General features: G+C 45.1%; 19 protein-coding genes. 8 read left to right on the forward strand and 11 right to left on the reverse strand.

Going from position 1 to position 17,618, the window contains the following annotated elements:
• Nucleotides 1-59 precede the first annotated feature (59 nt).
• A complete protein-coding gene (locus DI392_RS04645; protein ID WP_109318741.1) occupies nucleotides 60-947 on the forward strand; it encodes a transcriptional regulator in 888 nt (295 codons plus the stop codon).
• Nucleotides 934-1,467 carry a regulatory protein ToxS gene (locus DI392_RS04650; protein ID WP_109318742.1) on the forward strand — a complete coding sequence of 178 codons (534 nt, stop codon included), beginning with the start codon at nucleotides 934-936 and terminating at the stop codon, nucleotides 1,465-1,467. Before DI392_RS04645 ends, DI392_RS04650 begins: the two co-directional genes overlap by 14 nt.
• A gap of 61 nt (nucleotides 1,468-1,528) precedes the next feature.
• Here the strand turns inward: DI392_RS04650 and yfcE are convergent, their stop codons facing one another.
• From yfcE to DI392_RS04675, 5 genes are all read right to left on the reverse strand, one after another.
• Nucleotides 1,529-2,074 carry a phosphodiesterase gene (gene yfcE / locus DI392_RS04655; RefSeq protein ID WP_109318743.1) on the reverse strand — a complete coding sequence of 182 codons (546 nt, stop codon included), beginning with the start codon at nucleotides 2,072-2,074 and terminating at the stop codon, nucleotides 1,529-1,531.
• Nucleotides 2,075-2,137: 63 nt separating this feature from the next.
• Entirely contained in the window at nucleotides 2,138-2,542 is a 405-nt protein-coding gene (locus tag DI392_RS04660; protein WP_109318744.1) for a CBS domain-containing protein, read from the reverse strand.
• Nucleotides 2,539-2,889 (reverse strand): P-II family nitrogen regulator, encoded by a 351-nt coding sequence (locus tag DI392_RS04665; RefSeq protein ID WP_109318745.1) that lies wholly within the window; start codon nucleotides 2,887-2,889, stop codon nucleotides 2,539-2,541. The genes DI392_RS04660 and DI392_RS04665 overlap by 4 nt, the downstream gene beginning before the upstream one ends.
• Nucleotides 2,879-3,673 (reverse strand): DUF1538 domain-containing protein, encoded by a 795-nt coding sequence (locus DI392_RS04670; RefSeq protein ID WP_109318746.1) that lies wholly within the window; start codon nucleotides 3,671-3,673, stop codon nucleotides 2,879-2,881. The genes DI392_RS04665 and DI392_RS04670 overlap by 11 nt, the downstream gene beginning before the upstream one ends.
• On the reverse strand, nucleotides 3,670-4,404 hold the full coding sequence (locus DI392_RS04675; RefSeq protein WP_109318747.1) for a DUF1538 domain-containing protein: 735 nt from the start codon (nucleotides 4,402-4,404) through the stop codon (nucleotides 3,670-3,672). Before DI392_RS04675 ends, DI392_RS04670 begins: the two co-directional genes overlap by 4 nt.
• 286 nt (nucleotides 4,405-4,690) lie before the next feature.
• Between DI392_RS04675 and DI392_RS04680 the strand changes: the two genes are divergently transcribed.
• The 3 genes from DI392_RS04680 (at nucleotide 4,691) to DI392_RS04690 (ending at nucleotide 7,771) form a co-directional block, all read left to right on the forward strand.
• A complete protein-coding gene (locus tag DI392_RS04680) occupies nucleotides 4,691-5,605 on the forward strand; it encodes a TIGR01777 family oxidoreductase (RefSeq protein WP_109318748.1) in 915 nt (304 codons plus the stop codon).
• A 50-nt stretch (nucleotides 5,606-5,655) separates the two neighbouring features.
• Entirely contained in the window at nucleotides 5,656-6,486 is an 831-nt protein-coding gene (locus DI392_RS04685) for an SDR family oxidoreductase (protein WP_109318749.1), read from the forward strand.
• A gap of 430 nt (nucleotides 6,487-6,916) precedes the next feature.
• Nucleotides 6,917-7,771, forward strand: a complete 855-nt coding sequence (locus tag DI392_RS04690) for a co-chaperone YbbN (protein WP_109318750.1) — start codon at nucleotides 6,917-6,919, stop codon at nucleotides 7,769-7,771.
• 107 nt (nucleotides 7,772-7,878) lie between these two features.
• Here DI392_RS04690 and DI392_RS04695 read toward each other — a convergent pair whose 3' ends face one another.
• The 6 genes from DI392_RS04695 to zipA form a co-directional block, all read right to left on the reverse strand.
• A complete protein-coding gene (locus tag DI392_RS04695) occupies nucleotides 7,879-8,331 on the reverse strand; it encodes an NfeD family protein (RefSeq protein ID WP_181388359.1) in 453 nt (150 codons plus the stop codon).
• Between the two features lie 11 nt (nucleotides 8,332-8,342).
• Complete coding sequence (locus tag DI392_RS04700) at nucleotides 8,343-9,260, reverse strand: SPFH domain-containing protein (protein WP_109318751.1); 918 nt, start codon at nucleotides 9,258-9,260, stop codon at nucleotides 8,343-8,345.
• Nucleotides 9,261-9,440: 180 nt separating this feature from the next.
• Nucleotides 9,441-10,181 (reverse strand): YccT family protein, encoded by a 741-nt coding sequence (locus DI392_RS04705; protein ID WP_109318752.1) that lies wholly within the window; start codon nucleotides 10,179-10,181, stop codon nucleotides 9,441-9,443.
• Nucleotides 10,182-10,257: 76 nt separating this feature from the next.
• The gene (locus tag DI392_RS04710) at nucleotides 10,258-11,334 is read right to left on the reverse strand and encodes a porin (protein ID WP_109318753.1); all 1,077 of its coding nucleotides are present in this window, start codon (nucleotides 11,332-11,334) and stop codon (nucleotides 10,258-10,260) included.
• Between the two features lie 571 nt (nucleotides 11,335-11,905).
• Complete coding sequence (ligA, locus tag DI392_RS04715; protein WP_109318754.1) at nucleotides 11,906-13,921, reverse strand: NAD-dependent DNA ligase LigA; 2,016 nt, start codon at nucleotides 13,919-13,921, stop codon at nucleotides 11,906-11,908.
• Nucleotides 13,922-14,029: 108 nt separating this feature from the next.
• On the reverse strand, nucleotides 14,030-14,938 hold the full coding sequence (gene zipA, locus DI392_RS04720) for a cell division protein ZipA (protein WP_109318755.1): 909 nt from the start codon (nucleotides 14,936-14,938) through the stop codon (nucleotides 14,030-14,032).
• A 215-nt stretch (nucleotides 14,939-15,153) separates the two neighbouring features.
• On the opposite strand from zipA, the gene cysZ reads away from it, so the two are divergent.
• The 3 genes from cysZ to DI392_RS04735 all read left to right on the forward strand — a co-directional run bounded on the left by cysZ (nucleotide 15,154) and on the right by DI392_RS04735 (nucleotide 17,585).
• Nucleotides 15,154-15,882: a sulfate transporter CysZ gene (gene cysZ, locus DI392_RS04725; protein ID WP_109318756.1), complete on the forward strand. Its 729-nt coding sequence runs from the start codon at nucleotides 15,154-15,156 to the stop codon at nucleotides 15,880-15,882.
• 173 nt (nucleotides 15,883-16,055) lie between these two features.
• Complete coding sequence (cysK, locus tag DI392_RS04730) at nucleotides 16,056-17,024, forward strand: cysteine synthase A (RefSeq protein ID WP_109318757.1); 969 nt, start codon at nucleotides 16,056-16,058, stop codon at nucleotides 17,022-17,024.
• A gap of 303 nt (nucleotides 17,025-17,327) precedes the next feature.
• Nucleotides 17,328-17,585 carry an HPr family phosphocarrier protein gene (locus tag DI392_RS04735; RefSeq protein WP_109318758.1) on the forward strand — a complete coding sequence of 86 codons (258 nt, stop codon included), beginning with the start codon at nucleotides 17,328-17,330 and terminating at the stop codon, nucleotides 17,583-17,585.
• Nucleotides 17,586-17,618: the final 33 nt, after the last annotated feature.

The following is a 17,618-nucleotide window of genomic DNA, read 5'->3' on the forward strand; positions in this document are numbered from 1 at the left end:
ATCAAGTCTCACACAGCCCTACATCTAGTTATGAGACAGATAGTTGGAAATAAAAATCAATGAGTAACGTAGGCACTAAATTCGTTTTTTCAGAAAAATTTATATTCGATCCTAACAACAACTCCTTAACCGATCAGTCAAATGAGAATGAGGTCATTCGCCTTGGCAGTAATGAAAGCCGCATTCTTATGATGTTTTCTGAACGCCCGAGTGAGGTTATTTCCCGCGATCAATTGCATGAATTTGTCTGGAGAGACCAAGGATTTCAGGTAGATGATTCCAGCCTGACACAAGCGATTTCAACGTTGAGAAAAAACCTTAACGACTCAACAAAAGCGCCCCTGTTTATAAAGACCGTCCCTAAAAAGGGGTATCAGTTTATTGCTTCTGTAGAAAGAACCACCATGCTAACAAACAGCAGTAAACTCGATCAGGAACCAGAACACTATGACCCGACGCCGTTAACCTCAGATGCCATTGCTGCCCCCGGGTTAACAGGAGAAGCACCTGTTGAGAACAACTCACAGCAGCCCACCGCTCCAGAAAAAAAGGCGTCCGCTCGGAAATTTGATATTCAGCCTAAATTTATTCTGTTTCTGGCATTCCTGTTGCCATTTGTCACACTGGCAATGATAAACCCGGCACCGTCTAAATTTAGATTGATCGATACGATTGATGGTATTCCACTAAAAACCACTCAGGGTCATCCACCAATGGACAGCTGGAAACCGTTTATCCGGGCTTGTTACCTCTCTTACGCCTCCCGATTTCCAGATAAAGAAAAGCCAGTTGAAATCATTGCAACAGCGGGGGCGCAGAGAAACCTGATTTTGAACTATATCCATCCGGCTGAATATTCTTTTAAAAATATCACCGTCCACCTTTTTGCTAACCAAACCGATCTGAGTGAGCTATGTAAACTGGGAGCAACTAATGAGAATAAATAATAAAAGATTTGCTTATTTATTACTTAGCATCTCAGTAATCTTTAGTAGCTGGTTGTACTGGGGAACGGATGTAAAAACGAAGCAAGTACTTACCTCCAGAGAGTGGTATACCAACACGGTTTTTATCACTTCAGAGCAGGCGGCTAAAACGATACCTGAGTTGGATCTTATCAATAAAATACACGGACGAGATACGATAAAGTACCTGCCTAATGGTACCTATATCAAAGCGTCTGTTATGAATTTTTATGATGAGGAGAATGTTATGCTTATGGAACTGGAACTGTCCGAATCAGGCAACTGGGAACTGAGTGATAACTACCTGCTGATCCAACCGACAGAAGTCGTTGACACCAACCCCAAAAGAGCAAACCGGGTATTTACCGACAAGCAATTAAGTATGATCAAAGAGCTGTATATGCTGGATGCCCAAGAAAGTAAGCGTATTGATATTATCAATAAACATTCCATCCTTCTGACCAGCCTGGACCACGGCTCTATTATTCTTTCCTCTAATTAACCGTCATCAGAACATACCGCACCGAGCCATTTAGGCAGGGTGCGGTAGGAATCAGCTGAATTTATAACTGAACCTTAGCCAGCTCCAGGCCTTCAAAGGTCATCACTGTTAACCATCCATCGACCAGCAGCCCATAACTGGCAGGAAAACCACCTTTGGGGAATGTCACAGAGCCAGGGTTATAAATAATCTGCTCCCCCTGAAACTCAGCAACCGGAATATGGGTATGACCATGAGCGATGACATCCCCTTTTTTCAAGACTGGCCGATTATCTGAGTTGTAGGTATGACCATGAGTCAGAAACAGCCTTTGGGTTTTATTCAGCAGTACCCATGCATAATCCATCATCATAGGAAACGTCAGTAACATCTGATCGACTTCGCTGTCACAGTTTCCCCTGACCGCAATAATACTGTCGGCATACTGGTTTAACCGTTCGGCCACTGCTGATGGGTTATACCCTTCCGGAATAGGGTTGCGTGGTCCGTGGTTTAAGATATCACCCAGTAAAATAAGAAAATCAGCACCGGACGACTTAAAACACTGGATGGTTTTTTCCGTAGCAGGCAGAGAACCGTGCAGATCGGAGGCAAAGAAAAGCTTCATAATAGTCGTTATCCAATCAATATTATGAAGCTATTTTACACACAGGTATCAGTAATAATAAAGTCAGGTATCCAGAGCCATCCCGTTGACCACGATATTGTTATAGCTCACCATACCGATAACCTTACCGTTTTCAATGACCGGAGCCCGGCTAATACCAAACCGCTCGAACAGACGAGCACAATATTTCACATTCATATCCGGACTGACTGATAAGGCAGGCTTCGTCATCACCTCATAAATATTCGTTCTGTCGCAAGAACGATTCTTTGCCAGTACCTTTTTGGCGATATCATTCATCAGGACAATGCCGTATTCATCATCTTCATGGCGTTTATCTACGATCAGGGCTTTCACTACGTGCTGCCGAGCCAGCTTGATGCCTTCTTTTACCGTGGTTAACCCATCAACAACCACATAGGTATTCGCCATCACGTCGCGAACACGAATTATCTCTTGCTTAATCATAGCTCATCCTCAACTATAGACGTTAATGTCTGAACCTGGTGAGCAACCCCCACCGCATCTTCAATATCTATTTGAATCGCGATACCCTGCCCTGACTCCTGATCAAACTCTCCGACATCACGGATTTTCTCCAGAATGTGCCGGGACAAATGTTCCTCAACCATAAAGAGCAAGACATCTTTCTGTACATCTAACGTCAGACCAAAAAAGGTTTTTTTCTGTTTCAGCCCCTCTCCTCTTGCATTATTGATAACCGTTGCACCTGTAGCGCCAGCGGAGCGCGCCGCATCCAGTACAGCATCGGTTTTGGTATCTTCAACAAAAGCGATAATTAGTTTAAAGCGCATTCTCACTCTCCTCTGCGGCTGAATTACGGTTCAGCCATTGTGTTATCTGGGCGTACCCCATCACAGAAATAATGGGAAACAGACTGGCAAAAGCAATCAGCCCAAAACCGTCAATCACCGGGTTTCGGCCCGGTACCGTAGAAGCCAACCCTAAGCCTAACGCCGTCACCAGAGGCACCGTTACCGTCGAAGTTGTCACCCCTCCGGAATCATAGGCCAGAGGAATAATTAGCTTAGGGGCAAAATGAGTTTGTATGACCACCACGACATACCCGGTAATAATGTAATAATGAATCGGATCACCAACGACTATCCGATAACTTCCCAGGGATATACCAATAGCGACGCCCAAAGCAACCGCAATCCTTAATCCATTGACTTTAATACTTCCGGCCGAAACCTGATTGGCTTTAATCGCCACAGCAATTAATGATGGCTCCGCAATAGTCGTGCTAAACCCGATGGCAAAGGCGAACAGATATACCCAATAATAATCAGACCATGTAAGCGATTCTGTTTCGCTGATCTTAAATTGATGAAGAAAGTCCGGAGCCGTCAGTTGCTGAGCCATCATTTCCCCCAGAGGAAAGAGAGCCAGTTCCAGACCGAGAAGGAACAGAGATAACCCCAGAATGACATAAAAGAACCCTAAAATAACTTTAGGAAGGTTCGCGACAGGCCGTCTCAGTACGGCAAGCTGAAAACCAAAAATAATCGTCGCGATAGGAACAACATCCATGACGGTCTGCAAGAACGTATCGGCAAATTTACTAAATTCAATCATGCCAGCACCATTCCATAAATCATCACAAACATCATGGGCAAAAGAGAGGCAAAGGCGATCAGGCCAAAGCCATCCAACATGGGGTTACGACCTTTAATGGCTGACGCTAACCCCACCCCCAAAGCCGTAACCAAAGGGACAGTGATGGTTGACGTTGTCACTCCGCCAGAATCATAGGCGATGCCGATAATGGAACTCGGGGCAAACCAGGTCAGAACAACCACGCCCACATACCCACAAATAATCATGATATGGATCGGCCACCCCCGAATAATCCGGATAACGCCAAGCACAATAGCAACGCCAACAGACAATGCCACGGTAATTCTGAGTCCCAGGGCATAGGCATCCATCTCTTGAGCTGAGTCAGGGATAATTCCCCCTTCCGCAGCAACAGCTGCGGCTTCTGCCGCTACTGCCGTCAGTGCCGGTTCAGCAATCGTGGTCCCAAACCCAAGACAAAAGGCAAATAAAGTCAGCCAGAGAACACTCCCTTTTCGGGCAAACGCCTGAGCCATAGACTCCCCGATAGGAAATAACCCCATATTCAGCCCTATGACAAAAAAAGTCAGTCCGAATACCACAAGTATCAGCCCAAACAATATGGAAAGAATATCCGGCAGGGGTTCCTGTAAAACCACCAGCTGAAAAAATGCGATAACGCACACAATAGGGAGTAAATCTCGCAGACTGTCAAACATAGCTTTAAACAAAGCCAACAGTGCTCCCATGCTCCCTCCTGTGTGACTGACTTTTCATGAAGATACTACTAAGATGCGTTGTTCAACGCTTATTCAAAACCACTAAATACTACTTTTCGCACCTTGATTAAATCATTTTCAGCTGATGACAAATTAAGTAATGAAAGATAAACACGCCCTTGTAAGATTAAGCGACATTCGCGGATCTTTCAATGAGTTACAAGGGTATATATGAACCCTTTAACCAACGATTCTAGCCGGGTAATGAGAATACTGGCTATAATAACGACTATGGACAGACGGTCAGAGATATAACATGCGAATTTTGCTTACAGGTGGAACCGGGTTTATCGGCTCTGAGCTGGTGAAACAACTCATGACACATGACATTGTGCTGTTAACCAGAAATGTAACGAAAGCCAGACAGATATTGAATCATGCCAGTCAGGCTCACCTCACTTATATCGACTCGCTAGACCGTCTTTCTGACCTCAATCACATTGACGCTGTGATTAATCTCGCAGGAGAGCCCATTGCAGGAAAACGCTGGAGTAAGCGCCAGAAGCAGAAAATCTGTGATAGCCGATGGAATATAACCCGAAAAATAACCGAACTGATTTATGCCAGTACCGAGCCGCCTTCCGTATTCATCAGTGGCTCTGCGGTTGGCTATTACGGTGATCAGCAGGAACACCCGTTTGATGAATCCTTACATGTTTGCCATGAAGAATTTACTCATCACGTTTGCGCCAGATGGGAAGAACTGGCGATGAGAGCTCAAAGTGAGGATACCCGGGTTTGTATCCTCAGAACCGGAGTGGTCCTTGGCCTGAATGGGGGCGCACTGAAAATGATGCTTCCTGCTTATAAATTTGGTGCCGGGGCAGTATTAGGCAGTGGCCGGCAGTATATGCCCTGGATCCACATACAGGATATGGTTCGGGGGATCAGCTATCTTCTGAACACCGAGCATGCCAGTGGATACTTTAACCTCACCGCCCCCCATCCGGTACAAAACCGGGAATTCAGCCGGATACTGGCCAAAAACCTGAAACGTCCTTATCTGCCTTTTACTCCTAGGTGGGCACTTGCTCTGCTTATGGGAGAAGCGAGTTCATTACTGTTTGACAGTATCAGAGCAAAACCTAAGCACCTGACAGATTTAGGGTTTCATTTCAACTATTCGAGGCTGGAACCGGCGATAAAAAACCTTTTACATCACTATAAGTGAGCACTAAGCTGGATCGACACAAAATATAACGTCAGTGAATTAGGTTTGTTATGTCTGTAAAATCCATTCTCATTACCGGCTGTTCTACCGGAATTGGCTATACCTGTGCCCATGCTTTAAAAAGCAGGGGCTATAATGTCATCGCGTCATGTCGGCAGGAAGAAGATGTCTTACGGCTGCAGTCCGAAGGCCTGACCTGTATCCAGTTGGATCTCAGCAGCCCGGAGAGTATCACTTCTGCAGTCAGGCAAACGCTAAAACTCAGCAATGGAAATCTTTATGCTTTATTTAATAATGGTGGCTATGGCCAGCCAGGCGCATTAGAAGATCTTCCGACAGAAGCACTCCGGGAACAGTTTGAAACCAACTTCTTTGGCTGGCATCAGTTAGTTAAAGAGGTTCTGCCTGTCATGCGCGAACAAGGCAACGGAAGAATTATTCAAAATAGCTCTGTATTAGGCTTTGCGGCCATCCCTTATCGCGGTGCGTACAATGCCGTGAAGTTTGCTATAGAAGGCTGGACTGATACTTTAAGACTGGAACTCTACAACACTGGCATCAATATCTGCCTAATCGAACCCGGCCCGATAGAAACCCGCTTCCGGGCAAATGCATTACAAAAATTCCGGCAGTGGATTGATATTGAGTCCAGTTACCATAAAACAGACTATCAGTCGCAACTGGCTCGCTTAAATAAGACAACATCGGGAAACCGCTTTGTACTACCCGCCGAAGCCATCGTTGCCCCTTTGATACATGCTCTGGAATCCCCGGATCCAAAACCTCGCTATCGGGTCACCACTCAGACTAAGATTGCTGCTGTGCTGAAGAGGCTATTACCGACCTCCGTTCTGGATAATATTCTTCGAAAATCAGCTTAGCCACGCAATCTTTAAATATCCCCGACTATTCCATGGTGGTTCTGAACTATCAGTGACCGTTTCCCCCCGCTAAATGACCATTTGATGACAATGTATATACACTGTCATCAAATGGTCACAATGTAACCTTATCCTTTATTACATAGCATTGTGCTATGTCTGCCCCAAGTAAAGAGATGCATTCGGTAAATTATATGACCCTACACATGCTTAACTGGATAAGTATCAGTATTACTCTTATATTGTTTATGCTGCTTTGAGAAAATAAAAACAGATCATATTGCTCAAATAGAACAGAATATAACACCTTCGCTTGTTACACCCACATCGCCCCTGTTATCAGGGGCGTTGTCTTATCAGCCGCTTCCCCTTGATAACTGGCTCACTCACCCATATCTCTCTGATATAACCCAATTTAGGAACCATCGCTATGCAATCTGAATATGTTGTTGAGTTAAATGAACAGAACTTCCGTCAGGTTTTGGAAAGCTCCGTACAAACCCCGGTATTAATTCATTTCTGGGCTTCCATGAGTCAGGAAAGTTCTGAAATCATCCCTCAGTTACAAACTCTGGCTCAACAATACAATGGGGCATTTACCTTAGCCCTGCTGAACTGTGAACAAGAGCAGAATATTGCAATGCAGTTTGGCGTTCAGGCCCTTCCGACTATTGCTCTGTTTGTGAATGGACAGCCGGTCGACGGTCTGGGTGGGCCTCACCCAATTGAGGCTATTAGCGAAATGCTGAGTAAACACCTTCCTAGTCAGGATGAGCTGACCCTGAAAAGTGCGTTAGAGAAAGTACAGGATAAACAGTACAGCGAAGCGCTGCCAATGTTGACAGGATTGCCGGAAGAGATGCAGCAACAAGGCGATGTGAAGCTGGCTATGGCTGACTGTTATCTTGAAACCCAGCAGTTTGAACAGGCAAGAGTACTTCTGTCTGCTATTCCGATGGAGTATCAGGACAACTATTATAAGGGCCTGATTGCTAAGCTGGAGTTACATGATCAGGCTGCTGATAGCCCGGAAATTCAAGCGTTGGAAAACCAGATGCAACAGGAACCACACAATGTAAAAACGGCCTGTGAACTGGCACTGCAGTACCATCAGGTGAGTCGCAGTGAGGAAGCGCTTGAGCTTATCTGGTCCTTTTTATCCAAAGACCTGAATGCACTGGATGGCGAACTAAAAAAAGCATTTATGGACATTCTTTCTGCGCTGGGGCAGGGTAACGCGGCTGCAGCAAAATACCGCCGACAGCTGTATTCGTTGCTGTACTGATCTACAGATTACAGAAAGTATTCGTGCAAAATCAATCATACAGAAAGGGCGCAAATGCGCCCTTTCTGTATTCCGGTGCTTTAATAAAGCACGCTAAACCTTGCTGATTACTTAACCGGTTCAATAAATAATACGATACCATCCACATCCACAACTTTAACCAGAGTACCAGCCGGGATATCCTGATCACACTTTGCCGACCAGGTGGTATCACCAAGGCGAATCCGACAACTGCCTCGCTGAATATTTTCAGCTACCCTTGTTGTCTGACCTATCATCTGCCGCTCACGTTGGTTCAAAACACTTTTCGCATTGGCAGAGCGATCCTGCTGATGCTGATAACGCCACCAAAGCCAGGTTGTCACTAGAGAAAACGCAGCAAAACTTACCCACTGTAACTGCCAGCTCAATGGTATTAAGGTAAGAATCAGACCAACCAAGACAGCTGAAATACCTAACCAGAGAAAATACCCCGCGGTACCGAGTAACTCACCGGATAATAAAACCAGCCCTAAGGCAATCCAGTGCCAGTGGTTGACCTGCTGTAACAGTTCTATCAAACTCATTTTTCCTATTCAGATTTCTGCTGTTTAAACATTTCCGCAATACCAGCTACAGATCCCATTAACCCGGAAGCTTCCAATGGCAACATGATAATCTTACCATTTTCAGCCTGACCAATAGACTTCAGCGCCTCAGTATACCCCTGGGCAATAAAGTAATTAACGGCTTGCATGTCCCCTTTTGCAATGGCATTCGACACCATTTCGGTCGCGCGAGCTTCCGCTTCTGCCGCCCGTTCCCGAGCCTCAGCTTGTAAGATAGCGGCCTGCTTATCCCCTTCAGCTTTCAGGATCTCTGCCTGCTTCTGACCTTCGGCGCGTAAAATTTCTGCCTGACGAATCCCCTGAGCCTCAAGTACCTCGGCCCGCTTATTCCGCTCCGCTTTCATCTGAGCATTCATGGCAGCAGTAAGATCTTCCGGCGGCTGAACGTCTTTTATTTCGATACGAGTAACTTTTACCCCCCACGGGTTGGTCGCTTCATCGACAATGGCCAACAGCTTAACATTGATCATATCCCGCTGGCTCAACATTTCATCCAATTCCATAGAACCAAGTACAGTACGAATATTGGTGAGTGTCAGGTTGCGAATGGCATGCTCCAGATCATTTACTTCATATGCTGCCTGAGCAGCATCAACCACCTGAACAAAACAGACCGCATCAATGGTAACGTTAGCATTATCTTTCGATATCACCTCCTGAGCGGGAATATCCAGTACACGTTCCATCATACTGATTTTTGAGCCAATACTATCAATAAACGGAATGATTAAGTTCAAACCTGGCTTCAGGGTATGCGTATACCGCCCAAAACGCTCAACCGTCCAGTTACTCCCCTGAGGAACCGTTTTTACTCCAGCTGCTATAAACACAATAACAACAAATAGCAGAACCCCTATCGTTACCATGACATCAATGGCCATATTTTTCCCTTCTAAGATATTGAAATTAAAAATAATAAACTGTGCTTTATTTTGGATCGCTTTTTATCAGTTAGTAAACAATCAATAGCGTATATCTGGGAGATGGCAAGCATTAATCATAAAAAACGTCAGTAACCAAGAGCACAAACATCTTTCGCTATCATTTATGTGATAAGTGCTCTACTCTTGCTGAAGCAGCCAACCCAAAATGCCTGAGCGCTCTTTTTCTGCGGCTTCTGTATACCAATACCCCAACATCTTAGCCGGTTGATTTTCCCACATCAGAGGTTCAGATATGGTTTTTCTGTTCTGGAAAGCCCAATTGATAAACGTCTCTCTGTCTTTATCTGATGCCTTAGCATACCAGTATTGAATCATTTCCAATGCTTGACTGCTGTTTTGTTGCTTCGTCACCTTGAGAGCCTGAGCCTTCCTTTCTGCACCAGCGCCCATAAGACCATGAGTCTGATTAAATTCTTCCAGTTCATTCCGGTAGTTACGTACCAGCCCACTCCCCGGCATAAGCACTCCCTGCTGAACAACAAGTGGCTTGCCGGCATTATCCACAACATTCATTACAGGGCTGTCTTTAAAGCGCTTAGCCTGCTCCTGCGTTTTTACCTCTTCTGCTGCGGATACATAGAGCGTTGTGTCATGTGCCTCAAAGGTCAGCACAACCGGGTTAGAGTAGTATTTCTCAAACTGGCTTTGTTTAGGGATAAGTTTAGATACCCGCACCACCAACTGATTCTGACCATTTTCCAGTTCAATCACACGTTGCGTGCTGATTCGAATTCCAACCTCTTTCCCATCAATCATCACAGGCTCCAGCTCTCTGTCTAGCTCAACCATTACCGCAGAAAAAGCCAAAGGTGAAAGTAACAACATGCAACCGGTCAGCATACATCTGATAAATCTCATACCTGATCTCCTCAATCAGAAAAGGCGGACACCACCAGATGTCCGCCAGATAATATTATATTTTTAAGACAGTACGTTAGAAGTAGTATTCTGTACCCAGCATAATGCGAGTACCGTCGTTCAGGTCATCGTGATATTTGTCATCACCACCATCTGATTTCTTAAAGTAAGCTTTATTCATATCATAGTTACGTACATCAACATAGATAACTGCGCTTGGCAACATACGCATTACACGAGCAGTAATTGCTGTTGATTCATCATCAGAGCCTTTATCTGACTCAAACGTTTGAGCATAACCAACTTTATAAAGCCAAGCACCATCGTGGTTATATGCAGCGGTTACAGACATAGCATTCTGGTCATTGCTCATATATGGCCCTGTAGCCTGATCCGAAGCATCCTTAGCTTGGTAATTACCATTTTCCATCATTTTATAGCCGGCAGTGAAAGTCATTGGCCCCGTAGAGAAACTACCTCCCAGAATGGTATAAGATATATCACCTTTGTTGTCACCGTATTCATCCTGAGTATAGTGGCCCGCATGGACACTTAAACCATCGACTGTATAGGAACCAGCAACACTGGCTACCATTGCATCAGTAGTTTTATCCATCCCACTGATGGTTGCCTGGAAATTAAAGCCACCAAAAGTTTCAGAGTCAAAACGCAGATTATTATTGACACGATCGGTATAGCCAGCGCCAATAGCATTGTGCCAGTCAAACACATTACCTAAACCTGGATTTGTGTGTGGCCAGTCAACATAGTTGTAGGCTGCCACCAACTGACGACCATATTTGATCGAACCTAAACCGTCAAAAGCAAACCCGATAAAGGTATCACGTCCACCTAGTGCGCCCTGCCCTTTGTCATTACCGCCACCGTTCGCAGCATTGCCAGACTCCATTTGCCAGACCAAATCCGGGCCAAAGTCTTCAAATTCTACGGTTCCTCTCAGACCAAAGCGAGATTCAACCTCCGCTACAACCGTATTTTCTTTATCAGCATGGTCAGCACTCCAGTACTGATAAGAAATGGCCGCCTGACCATAAAGCTGAACTGCGTCGCCAGCCAGTTGAATGGCTGCATTAGCAGACCCAGAGATAGCAGCTGCTGCCACTGCCGCACCGATAAGGGTACGTTTGAACATTTTTCCATGGAAAACTCCCAAGAATAGATATAGCTGTTGTTTTTTACTTCCTGCCTTAAGTTGGCCGCCGAAGGCAGAAAGTCGTTTTCATCATAAAATTTTGGCTATAAACCGGTAAATTAATCGCTAGACAACCAAATCTTATGTCTGTCTTAACACATATGTGTACTGACACAGCCAGACTAACTTTGAAACAAAAAATATCAAACACAACTTAATTTTCTTTAAAAAAAATATGAGGGGGTACAAAGTTTCGCCTAATAAGTGATCAACTTCATAAAGGCATAATGATAAAAATGAAATAGATAAAAAAATATAAATTTCAACACGTTAAGCACAACAAACAATCTAATAATATGAAGTGCATCGATAATTTCAGCGATGAACACTTAGACAGGTAAGAATGAGAGGAGGATCTATTGATCATCTAACTGAATTTCATGTATGGAAGAACCAATAGAAAACTTAATAATTTGACGTTTTTAACGAAAAAAAAGACAAGGAATGGAAAAAAGAAACAAAAAAAAGCGCCTAACAGAAAGGTAGGCGCTTAATACAAGCCTGGTTATTTTTACTTACTAATTAAATCCACAAGCTCCTGCTCGCCACGAATATCAATCCCCAGCTCTTGTGCTTTTACTAACTTTGAACCCGCCGCTTCTCCGGCAAACAGAATATCGGTTTTTTTAGATACACTACCGGTCACTTTCGCCCCCAGCGCCTGCAGTGCAGCTTTTGCATCACTACGACTAAGCTGTGAAAGAGAACCGGTCAGCACCACGGTTTTTCCTTCCAGGGGCTGCGGCGTATCGTCAGCCACCTGCTCAACTTCCGGCCAGTGCACTCCTTGTTTCCGCAGATCATCAATAACCATCTGATTCTGTTCCTGCTGGAAAAAATGAATAATATGGCTGGCGACCACACCACCGACATCAGGCACTTCCAGCAGTTTTTCATGGGTCGCCGATTGAATGGCTTCCAAAGTAAAGAAGTGCCGGGCAAGGTTCGCTGCCGTTGCCTCTCCCACTTCCCTAATCCCCAGTGAATACAAAAACCTTGGCAAGGTCGTTGACTTAGACTTCTCCAGAGCATTCACGACGTTCTGAGCCGATTTTGGACCCATTCGTTCCAGTACAGTTAGCACCCCGGCAGACAACTTAAATAAGTCAGCGGGCGTACTGACCATTTCCTTATCCACCAGTTGCTCGATCACTTTCTCGCCAAGTCCATCAACATCCAATGCTTTGCGGGAAACAAAATGTTTCAGAGCTTCTTTTCGCTGAGCCTGACACACCAAGCCCCCGGTGCAGCGAGCTACCGCCTCACCTTCAACCCGTTCTATCTCAGAACTACACACGGGGCAGTGAGAAGGAAACACAATCGGCTGAGACTCCTCCGGCCTGCGATCCAAAACAACCCCTGTGATCTGTGGGATAACATCCCCAGCCCGGCGAACAATGACGGTATCGCCGACTCTCACTCCCAGCCGTTCGATCTCATCAGCATTATGCAGAGTCGCGTTACTGACTGTAACGCCCCCAACAAATACCGGCTCCAGCTTAGCGACCGGTGTAATTGCCCCTGTACGCCCTACCTGGAACTCCACACTGTTTAAGACGGTTATTTCTTCCTGAGCCGGGAACTTATACGCTATTGCCCAGCGTGGTGCTCGGGCAACGAATCCTAACTGCTCCTGCAAGGCGATATCATCAACTTTGATCACCACACCATCAATTTCATAATTCAGCTCATCGCGGTGCTCCAGAATATTCTGATAATACGCTTTTACTTCGTCGAGATCGGCAACCTGACGGGTTTCAGGACACATCGGCAGGCCCCACTTTTTAAGCTGAATAAAACGCTGATAATGGCTGCTCCGAAGTTCCAGGCCTTCAACAACACCAACACTATAGGCGTAAAAAGCCAAAGGTCGCTGGGCCGTCACCTTAGAATCCAGCTGTCTCAGGCTTCCGGCTGCGGCATTGCGCGGGTTAGCAAAAGGCTTCTGACCTTTTTTCAGCGCCTCTTCATTAAAACGCTCAAAACCGGCTTTGAGCATAAAGACTTCCCCTCGAACTTCCAGACGCTCCGGCCAGTCATCCCCCTGCAGTTGCAGCGGAACTGACTTAATCGTACGGACGTTCTCGGTTATATTTTCCCCGGTGGTGCCATCACCACGGGTCGCCGCCTGCACCAATATTCCGTTTTCATACATCAAGCTTACCGCCAGACCATCTAATTTTGGTTCACAGCAGAACAGTCCCACTGATGATGCCGTCAACCGGTCTCGCATTCGCTTCTGAAAAGCATCCAGCTCCTCGTCACTAAACGCATTATCAAGAGACAGCATGGGTATTTCATGGGTAACCTGAGTAAAGCCATCCAAAGGAACACCGCCAACCCTTTGGCTCGGAGAGTCAACTGTCACCAGCTCAGGGTGTTCCGCTTCAATAGCCTGCAACTCACGCATCAGGCGATCATATTCGACGTCTGGTATTTCAGGACTGTCCTCAACATAGTATTTCACACCATGGTAATGGATAGTCTGTTTCAGTTGATTCAGTTGTTCTTCTATTGATTGGGACATAGTGGTTTACTTCTAAAAACGGATTACATAAAAATAAGGAAGGGCCCCCGACGAAGGAGCCCCTTTTTTATCACTATCAGATACGCTGTGACCGGGTCTGAGGCCTAATCAGCCGTTCTGTTTAGCCTTAAACTCTCGGATCTGCTTACGATAGCTTTCCAGCTTATCCGGTGTCATTAAATTACGCTGCTCATCGAGAACATTACCACTCATATCGTCGGCTATCTGCTGAGCAGTTTTCAGCATCAACTTAAAATTCTGGTCTGCATCACCATAACAAGGCAGAGTCATAAAGAAAGAAATACCTTTCGTCGTGAAGGTGTCCGGATCGTCATGCTGCAAAGTCCCCGGCTGCATCATATTAGCCACACTGAACAGCACCTTCCCATTTCCGGAAAGATCGGCATGCCGATGATAAATGTCCATTTCACCATAGATAAGTCCATTTTGCTGCAGGCTGTCAAACAATCGGGTTCCGACAAAAGGCTCATCGCCGGAGCAATGTACATTCATGACAATCACCTGTAACTCATCTTCCTGTCGGGTATCAGAGGCTGAAACTCCGGTGTCGGGCTCTGGCTCATCGGTTTCTGCAACAGTACGAGGCTCTGATACCGTTTCTATCTCTTCAGTACGCTCTTTTTCCTCAGTCAATATAACGAGTTCATCATCTCCACGCTGCAGCTCATCGTCTTCCAGACGGATATGGGGAATTTGATCAGATAAATCCTGCTCCTCAGCAACATCTGATGCATAATGTTCATCCAGCGGATCCCCACTGAAAGCACGTTCAGCGCTAAAAGCCGGTGCCCCGGATTCTTTCTTAATGATCTCGAAATCATCTTCAGGAATATAGGTATGCTCGGGCGACAAATCTTCTGTATCGTCATCCACGCCAAGAGGCTTATCCCCAAACCTGGCTCTTCCTTCTTTTTTACTGGTCCACAGACCATGAAATAATAGTGCGGCGATCGCCAGCGCGCCGACGACTATGAGTACTAATCGCAATTCCTGCATTTTTAATTCTCGGCTTAACCTGATAGCAGCTTATCTTATATAGTCAGGCGTTATAACACATGAATAAGTTACTTTACCAAAACTCTGTGAAGTTTTTGAAGTAATTAATCTTCTATAGTAAAAGCAGCCTGTGACCGCCACCACGCTTTTTTTCTTTTTTAAGCTAAGTACAATGGGTTCCAACGTTTTAAAGACTAACAACCGGATAATTAATTATGAGCAGAAGCGGCTTTGGCTATTTCTTTTATGGATTGGAACTAGCTTTCAGACCCGGCATCCGACGATTCGTTCTCCTTCCCTTGCTTGCAAACATACTTCTGATAGGTGGAGCTCTGATTTACCTGTTTTCTAATCTTAATAGCTGGATTGAGGAATGGATGGGATACCTGCCGGACTTTCTCACCTGGCTGTCTTACATCATCTGGCCACTTCTGGTACTGACGATACTCGGCACGTTCTCCTATTTTTTCAGCTCTCTGGCTAACTTTATCGCAGCCCCTTTCAACGGACTGCTGGCTGAACATGTCGAAGCCATCCTCTCTGGCAAACCTGATTATGATTCCAGTATCCGGGCTCTTATCAGAGATGTTCCCCGCGTGATGCTCAGAGAATGGCAAAAACTGGCTTATTTTCTGCCAAAAGCCATCGGGCTCTTTCTCCTGTTACTTATCCCTGCGTTGGGACAAACCGTTGCACCACTGCTGTGGTTTATTTTTTCTGCCTGGATTTTAGCTATTCAGTATTGTGATTACCCGTTTGATAACCATAAAGTCCCTTTTCACACCATGAAAAGGCAGCTTAAACAAAAACAAACTAAAGCCTACGGGTTTGGTTTTTTGGTTGCGCTATTCACTATGGTACCTATTCTTAATCTGATAGTGATGCCGGTTGCCGTATGTGGTGCAACTGCAATGTGGGTTGAAGAGTTTAAGCAGCAGAACTAACGACATTTTGAACAACGTAAACAGACCTGAAAGAACCAAGTCTCTAATAAGATATAACTTTTTAGTCTTTTTATTGATATATGTTCCAGCATATTCTCATACGCATCACTTAAGTTTAGATAAACATATACCTTGCTGATACGGTCAGCAGGCTTAGCAAAGGAATCAGCACCATGAGCAAAATTTACGAAGATAACTCGTTAACAATCGGTAACAGCCCTCTTGTTCGTCTGAACAAAGTCAGTAACGGTAATGTTCTCGCCAAAGTCGAATCACGCAACCCAAGCTTCAGCGTTAAAGACCGTATTGGCGCTAATATGATCTGGGACGCAGAAAAATCAGGCAAATTGAAACCAGGCATTGAACTGGTTGAACCAACAAGTGGTAATACTGGTATTGCTCTGGCATTCGTTGCCGCTGCCCGTGGCTATAAACTGACACTGACCATGCCTGAATCAATGAGCCTTGAGCGCAGAAAGCTACTGAAAGCACTAGGAGCAAACCTGGTTCTGACTGAAGCAGCAAAAGGAATGGGTGGCGCTATCGCCAAAGCTGAAGAAATTGTTGCCAGCGATCCGGAAAACTATCTGCTGCTTCAACAGTTCAGCAACCCTGCAAACCCTGAGATTCACGAAAAAACCACAGGACCAGAAATCTGGGATGCAACTGAAGGTGGTGTTGATGTCTTTGTTTCCGGTGTGGGCACAGGCGGTACACTGACGGGTACAACTCGTTATATTAAAGGTGAGAAAGGTAAAGCCATTACCACTGTTGCGGTTGAACCGGCAGAATCACCGGTAATCACTCAGGCACTGGCTGGAGAAGAAATCAAACCAGCACCACACAAAATTCAGGGTATCGGTGCCGGCTTTATTCCTAAAAACCTGGATCTTGATCTGATTGACCGCGTTGAGAAAGTCACGTCTGAAGAAGCCATTGAAATGGCCCGACGCCTGATGGAAGAAGAAGGTATTCTGGCTGGTATTTCTTCTGGTGCAGCAGTTGTCGCAGCAAATCGTCTGTCCGAACTACCAGAATTTGCAGGTAAACAAATTGTAACAATTTTGCCAAGCTCAGGTGAGCGCTACCTAAGCACTGCCTTGTTTGCAGGACTATTTACAGAAAAAGAAAATCAGCAATAATCTGGTAACATTCATGTGATGAAATCAAAATTTTGCGTAAAAAAGCCCCATTCAGGGGCTTTTTTGTTGATCCTTGCCGCACCTTTGGTAATATCGGGGCAGTTTTATTTTTAGCATCAAAATAAAAGTAAACCTGTCAAAAGAAGTTTAATTTTTACAAAAATTTTTGATAGCAAATAGCTTCTTTTGCTCTGGTGGTCGTTTTTATCGCTAAAGCTCTGCTTTGTGTTGGCAGATCAGGCTACTAGTGATTAAGCTTCCACACAGCAACAAACAAAAAAATATTTTATTGGGGTATATCACATGTATCAGAAGCAAGTAGAAATCACTGCAGAAAATGGTCTTCACACTCGTCCAGCAGCGCAGTTTGTGAAAGAAGCAAAAGCATTCGACGCAGACATCACTGTGACTTCTAACGGCAAAAGCGCTAGCGCAAAAAGCCTGTTTAAACTACAAACTCTTGGCCTGGTAAAAGGTACTGTAGTCACTATCTCTGCAGAAGGTCCACAAGCTCAGGCATCTGTTGATCATCTGGTCGCTCTGATGGATAAACTGGACTAATACGTTAGTATCAGTTAAGTAAAGCCATTTTGT

The sequence above is a fragment of the Vibrio albus genome (genome assembly GCF_003144035.1).
Classification (GTDB): Bacteria; Pseudomonadota; Gammaproteobacteria; order Enterobacterales; family Vibrionaceae; genus Vibrio; species Vibrio albus.

What these genes read in the sequence shown, in the direction of transcription:
- DI392_RS04645 (WP_109318741.1), top strand. Translation starts at nt 60, where the DNA reads ATGAGTAACGTAGGCACTAAATTCGTTTTTTCAGAAAAATTTATATTC.
- DI392_RS04650 (WP_109318742.1), top strand. Translation starts at nt 934, where the DNA reads ATGAGAATAAATAATAAAAGATTTGCTTATTTATTACTTAGCATCTCA.
- yfcE (WP_109318743.1), bottom strand. Translation starts at nt 2,074, where the DNA reads ATGAAGCTTTTCTTTGCCTCCGATCTGCACGGTTCTCTGCCTGCTACG.
- DI392_RS04660 (WP_109318744.1), bottom strand. Translation starts at nt 2,542, where the DNA reads ATGATTAAGCAAGAGATAATTCGTGTTCGCGACGTGATGGCGAATACC.
- DI392_RS04665 (WP_109318745.1), bottom strand. Translation starts at nt 2,889, where the DNA reads ATGCGCTTTAAACTAATTATCGCTTTTGTTGAAGATACCAAAACCGAT.
- DI392_RS04670 (WP_109318746.1), bottom strand. Translation starts at nt 3,673, where the DNA reads ATGATTGAATTTAGTAAATTTGCCGATACGTTCTTGCAGACCGTCATG.
- DI392_RS04675 (WP_109318747.1), bottom strand. Translation starts at nt 4,404, where the DNA reads ATGGGAGCACTGTTGGCTTTGTTTAAAGCTATGTTTGACAGTCTGCGA.
- DI392_RS04680 (WP_109318748.1), top strand. Translation starts at nt 4,691, where the DNA reads ATGCGAATTTTGCTTACAGGTGGAACCGGGTTTATCGGCTCTGAGCTG.
- DI392_RS04685 (WP_109318749.1), top strand. Translation starts at nt 5,656, where the DNA reads ATGTCTGTAAAATCCATTCTCATTACCGGCTGTTCTACCGGAATTGGC.
- DI392_RS04690 (WP_109318750.1), top strand. Translation starts at nt 6,917, where the DNA reads ATGCAATCTGAATATGTTGTTGAGTTAAATGAACAGAACTTCCGTCAG.
- DI392_RS04700 (WP_109318751.1), bottom strand. Translation starts at nt 9,260, where the DNA reads ATGGCCATTGATGTCATGGTAACGATAGGGGTTCTGCTATTTGTTGTT.
- DI392_RS04705 (WP_109318752.1), bottom strand. Translation starts at nt 10,181, where the DNA reads ATGAGATTTATCAGATGTATGCTGACCGGTTGCATGTTGTTACTTTCA.
- DI392_RS04710 (WP_109318753.1), bottom strand. Translation starts at nt 11,334, where the DNA reads ATGTTCAAACGTACCCTTATCGGTGCGGCAGTGGCAGCAGCTGCTATC.
- ligA (WP_109318754.1), bottom strand. Translation starts at nt 13,921, where the DNA reads ATGTCCCAATCAATAGAAGAACAACTGAATCAACTGAAACAGACTATC.
- zipA (WP_109318755.1), bottom strand. Translation starts at nt 14,938, where the DNA reads ATGCAGGAATTGCGATTAGTACTCATAGTCGTCGGCGCGCTGGCGATC.
- cysZ (WP_109318756.1), top strand. Translation starts at nt 15,154, where the DNA reads ATGAGCAGAAGCGGCTTTGGCTATTTCTTTTATGGATTGGAACTAGCT.
- cysK (WP_109318757.1), top strand. Translation starts at nt 16,056, where the DNA reads ATGAGCAAAATTTACGAAGATAACTCGTTAACAATCGGTAACAGCCCT.
- DI392_RS04735 (WP_109318758.1), top strand. Translation starts at nt 17,328, where the DNA reads ATGTATCAGAAGCAAGTAGAAATCACTGCAGAAAATGGTCTTCACACT.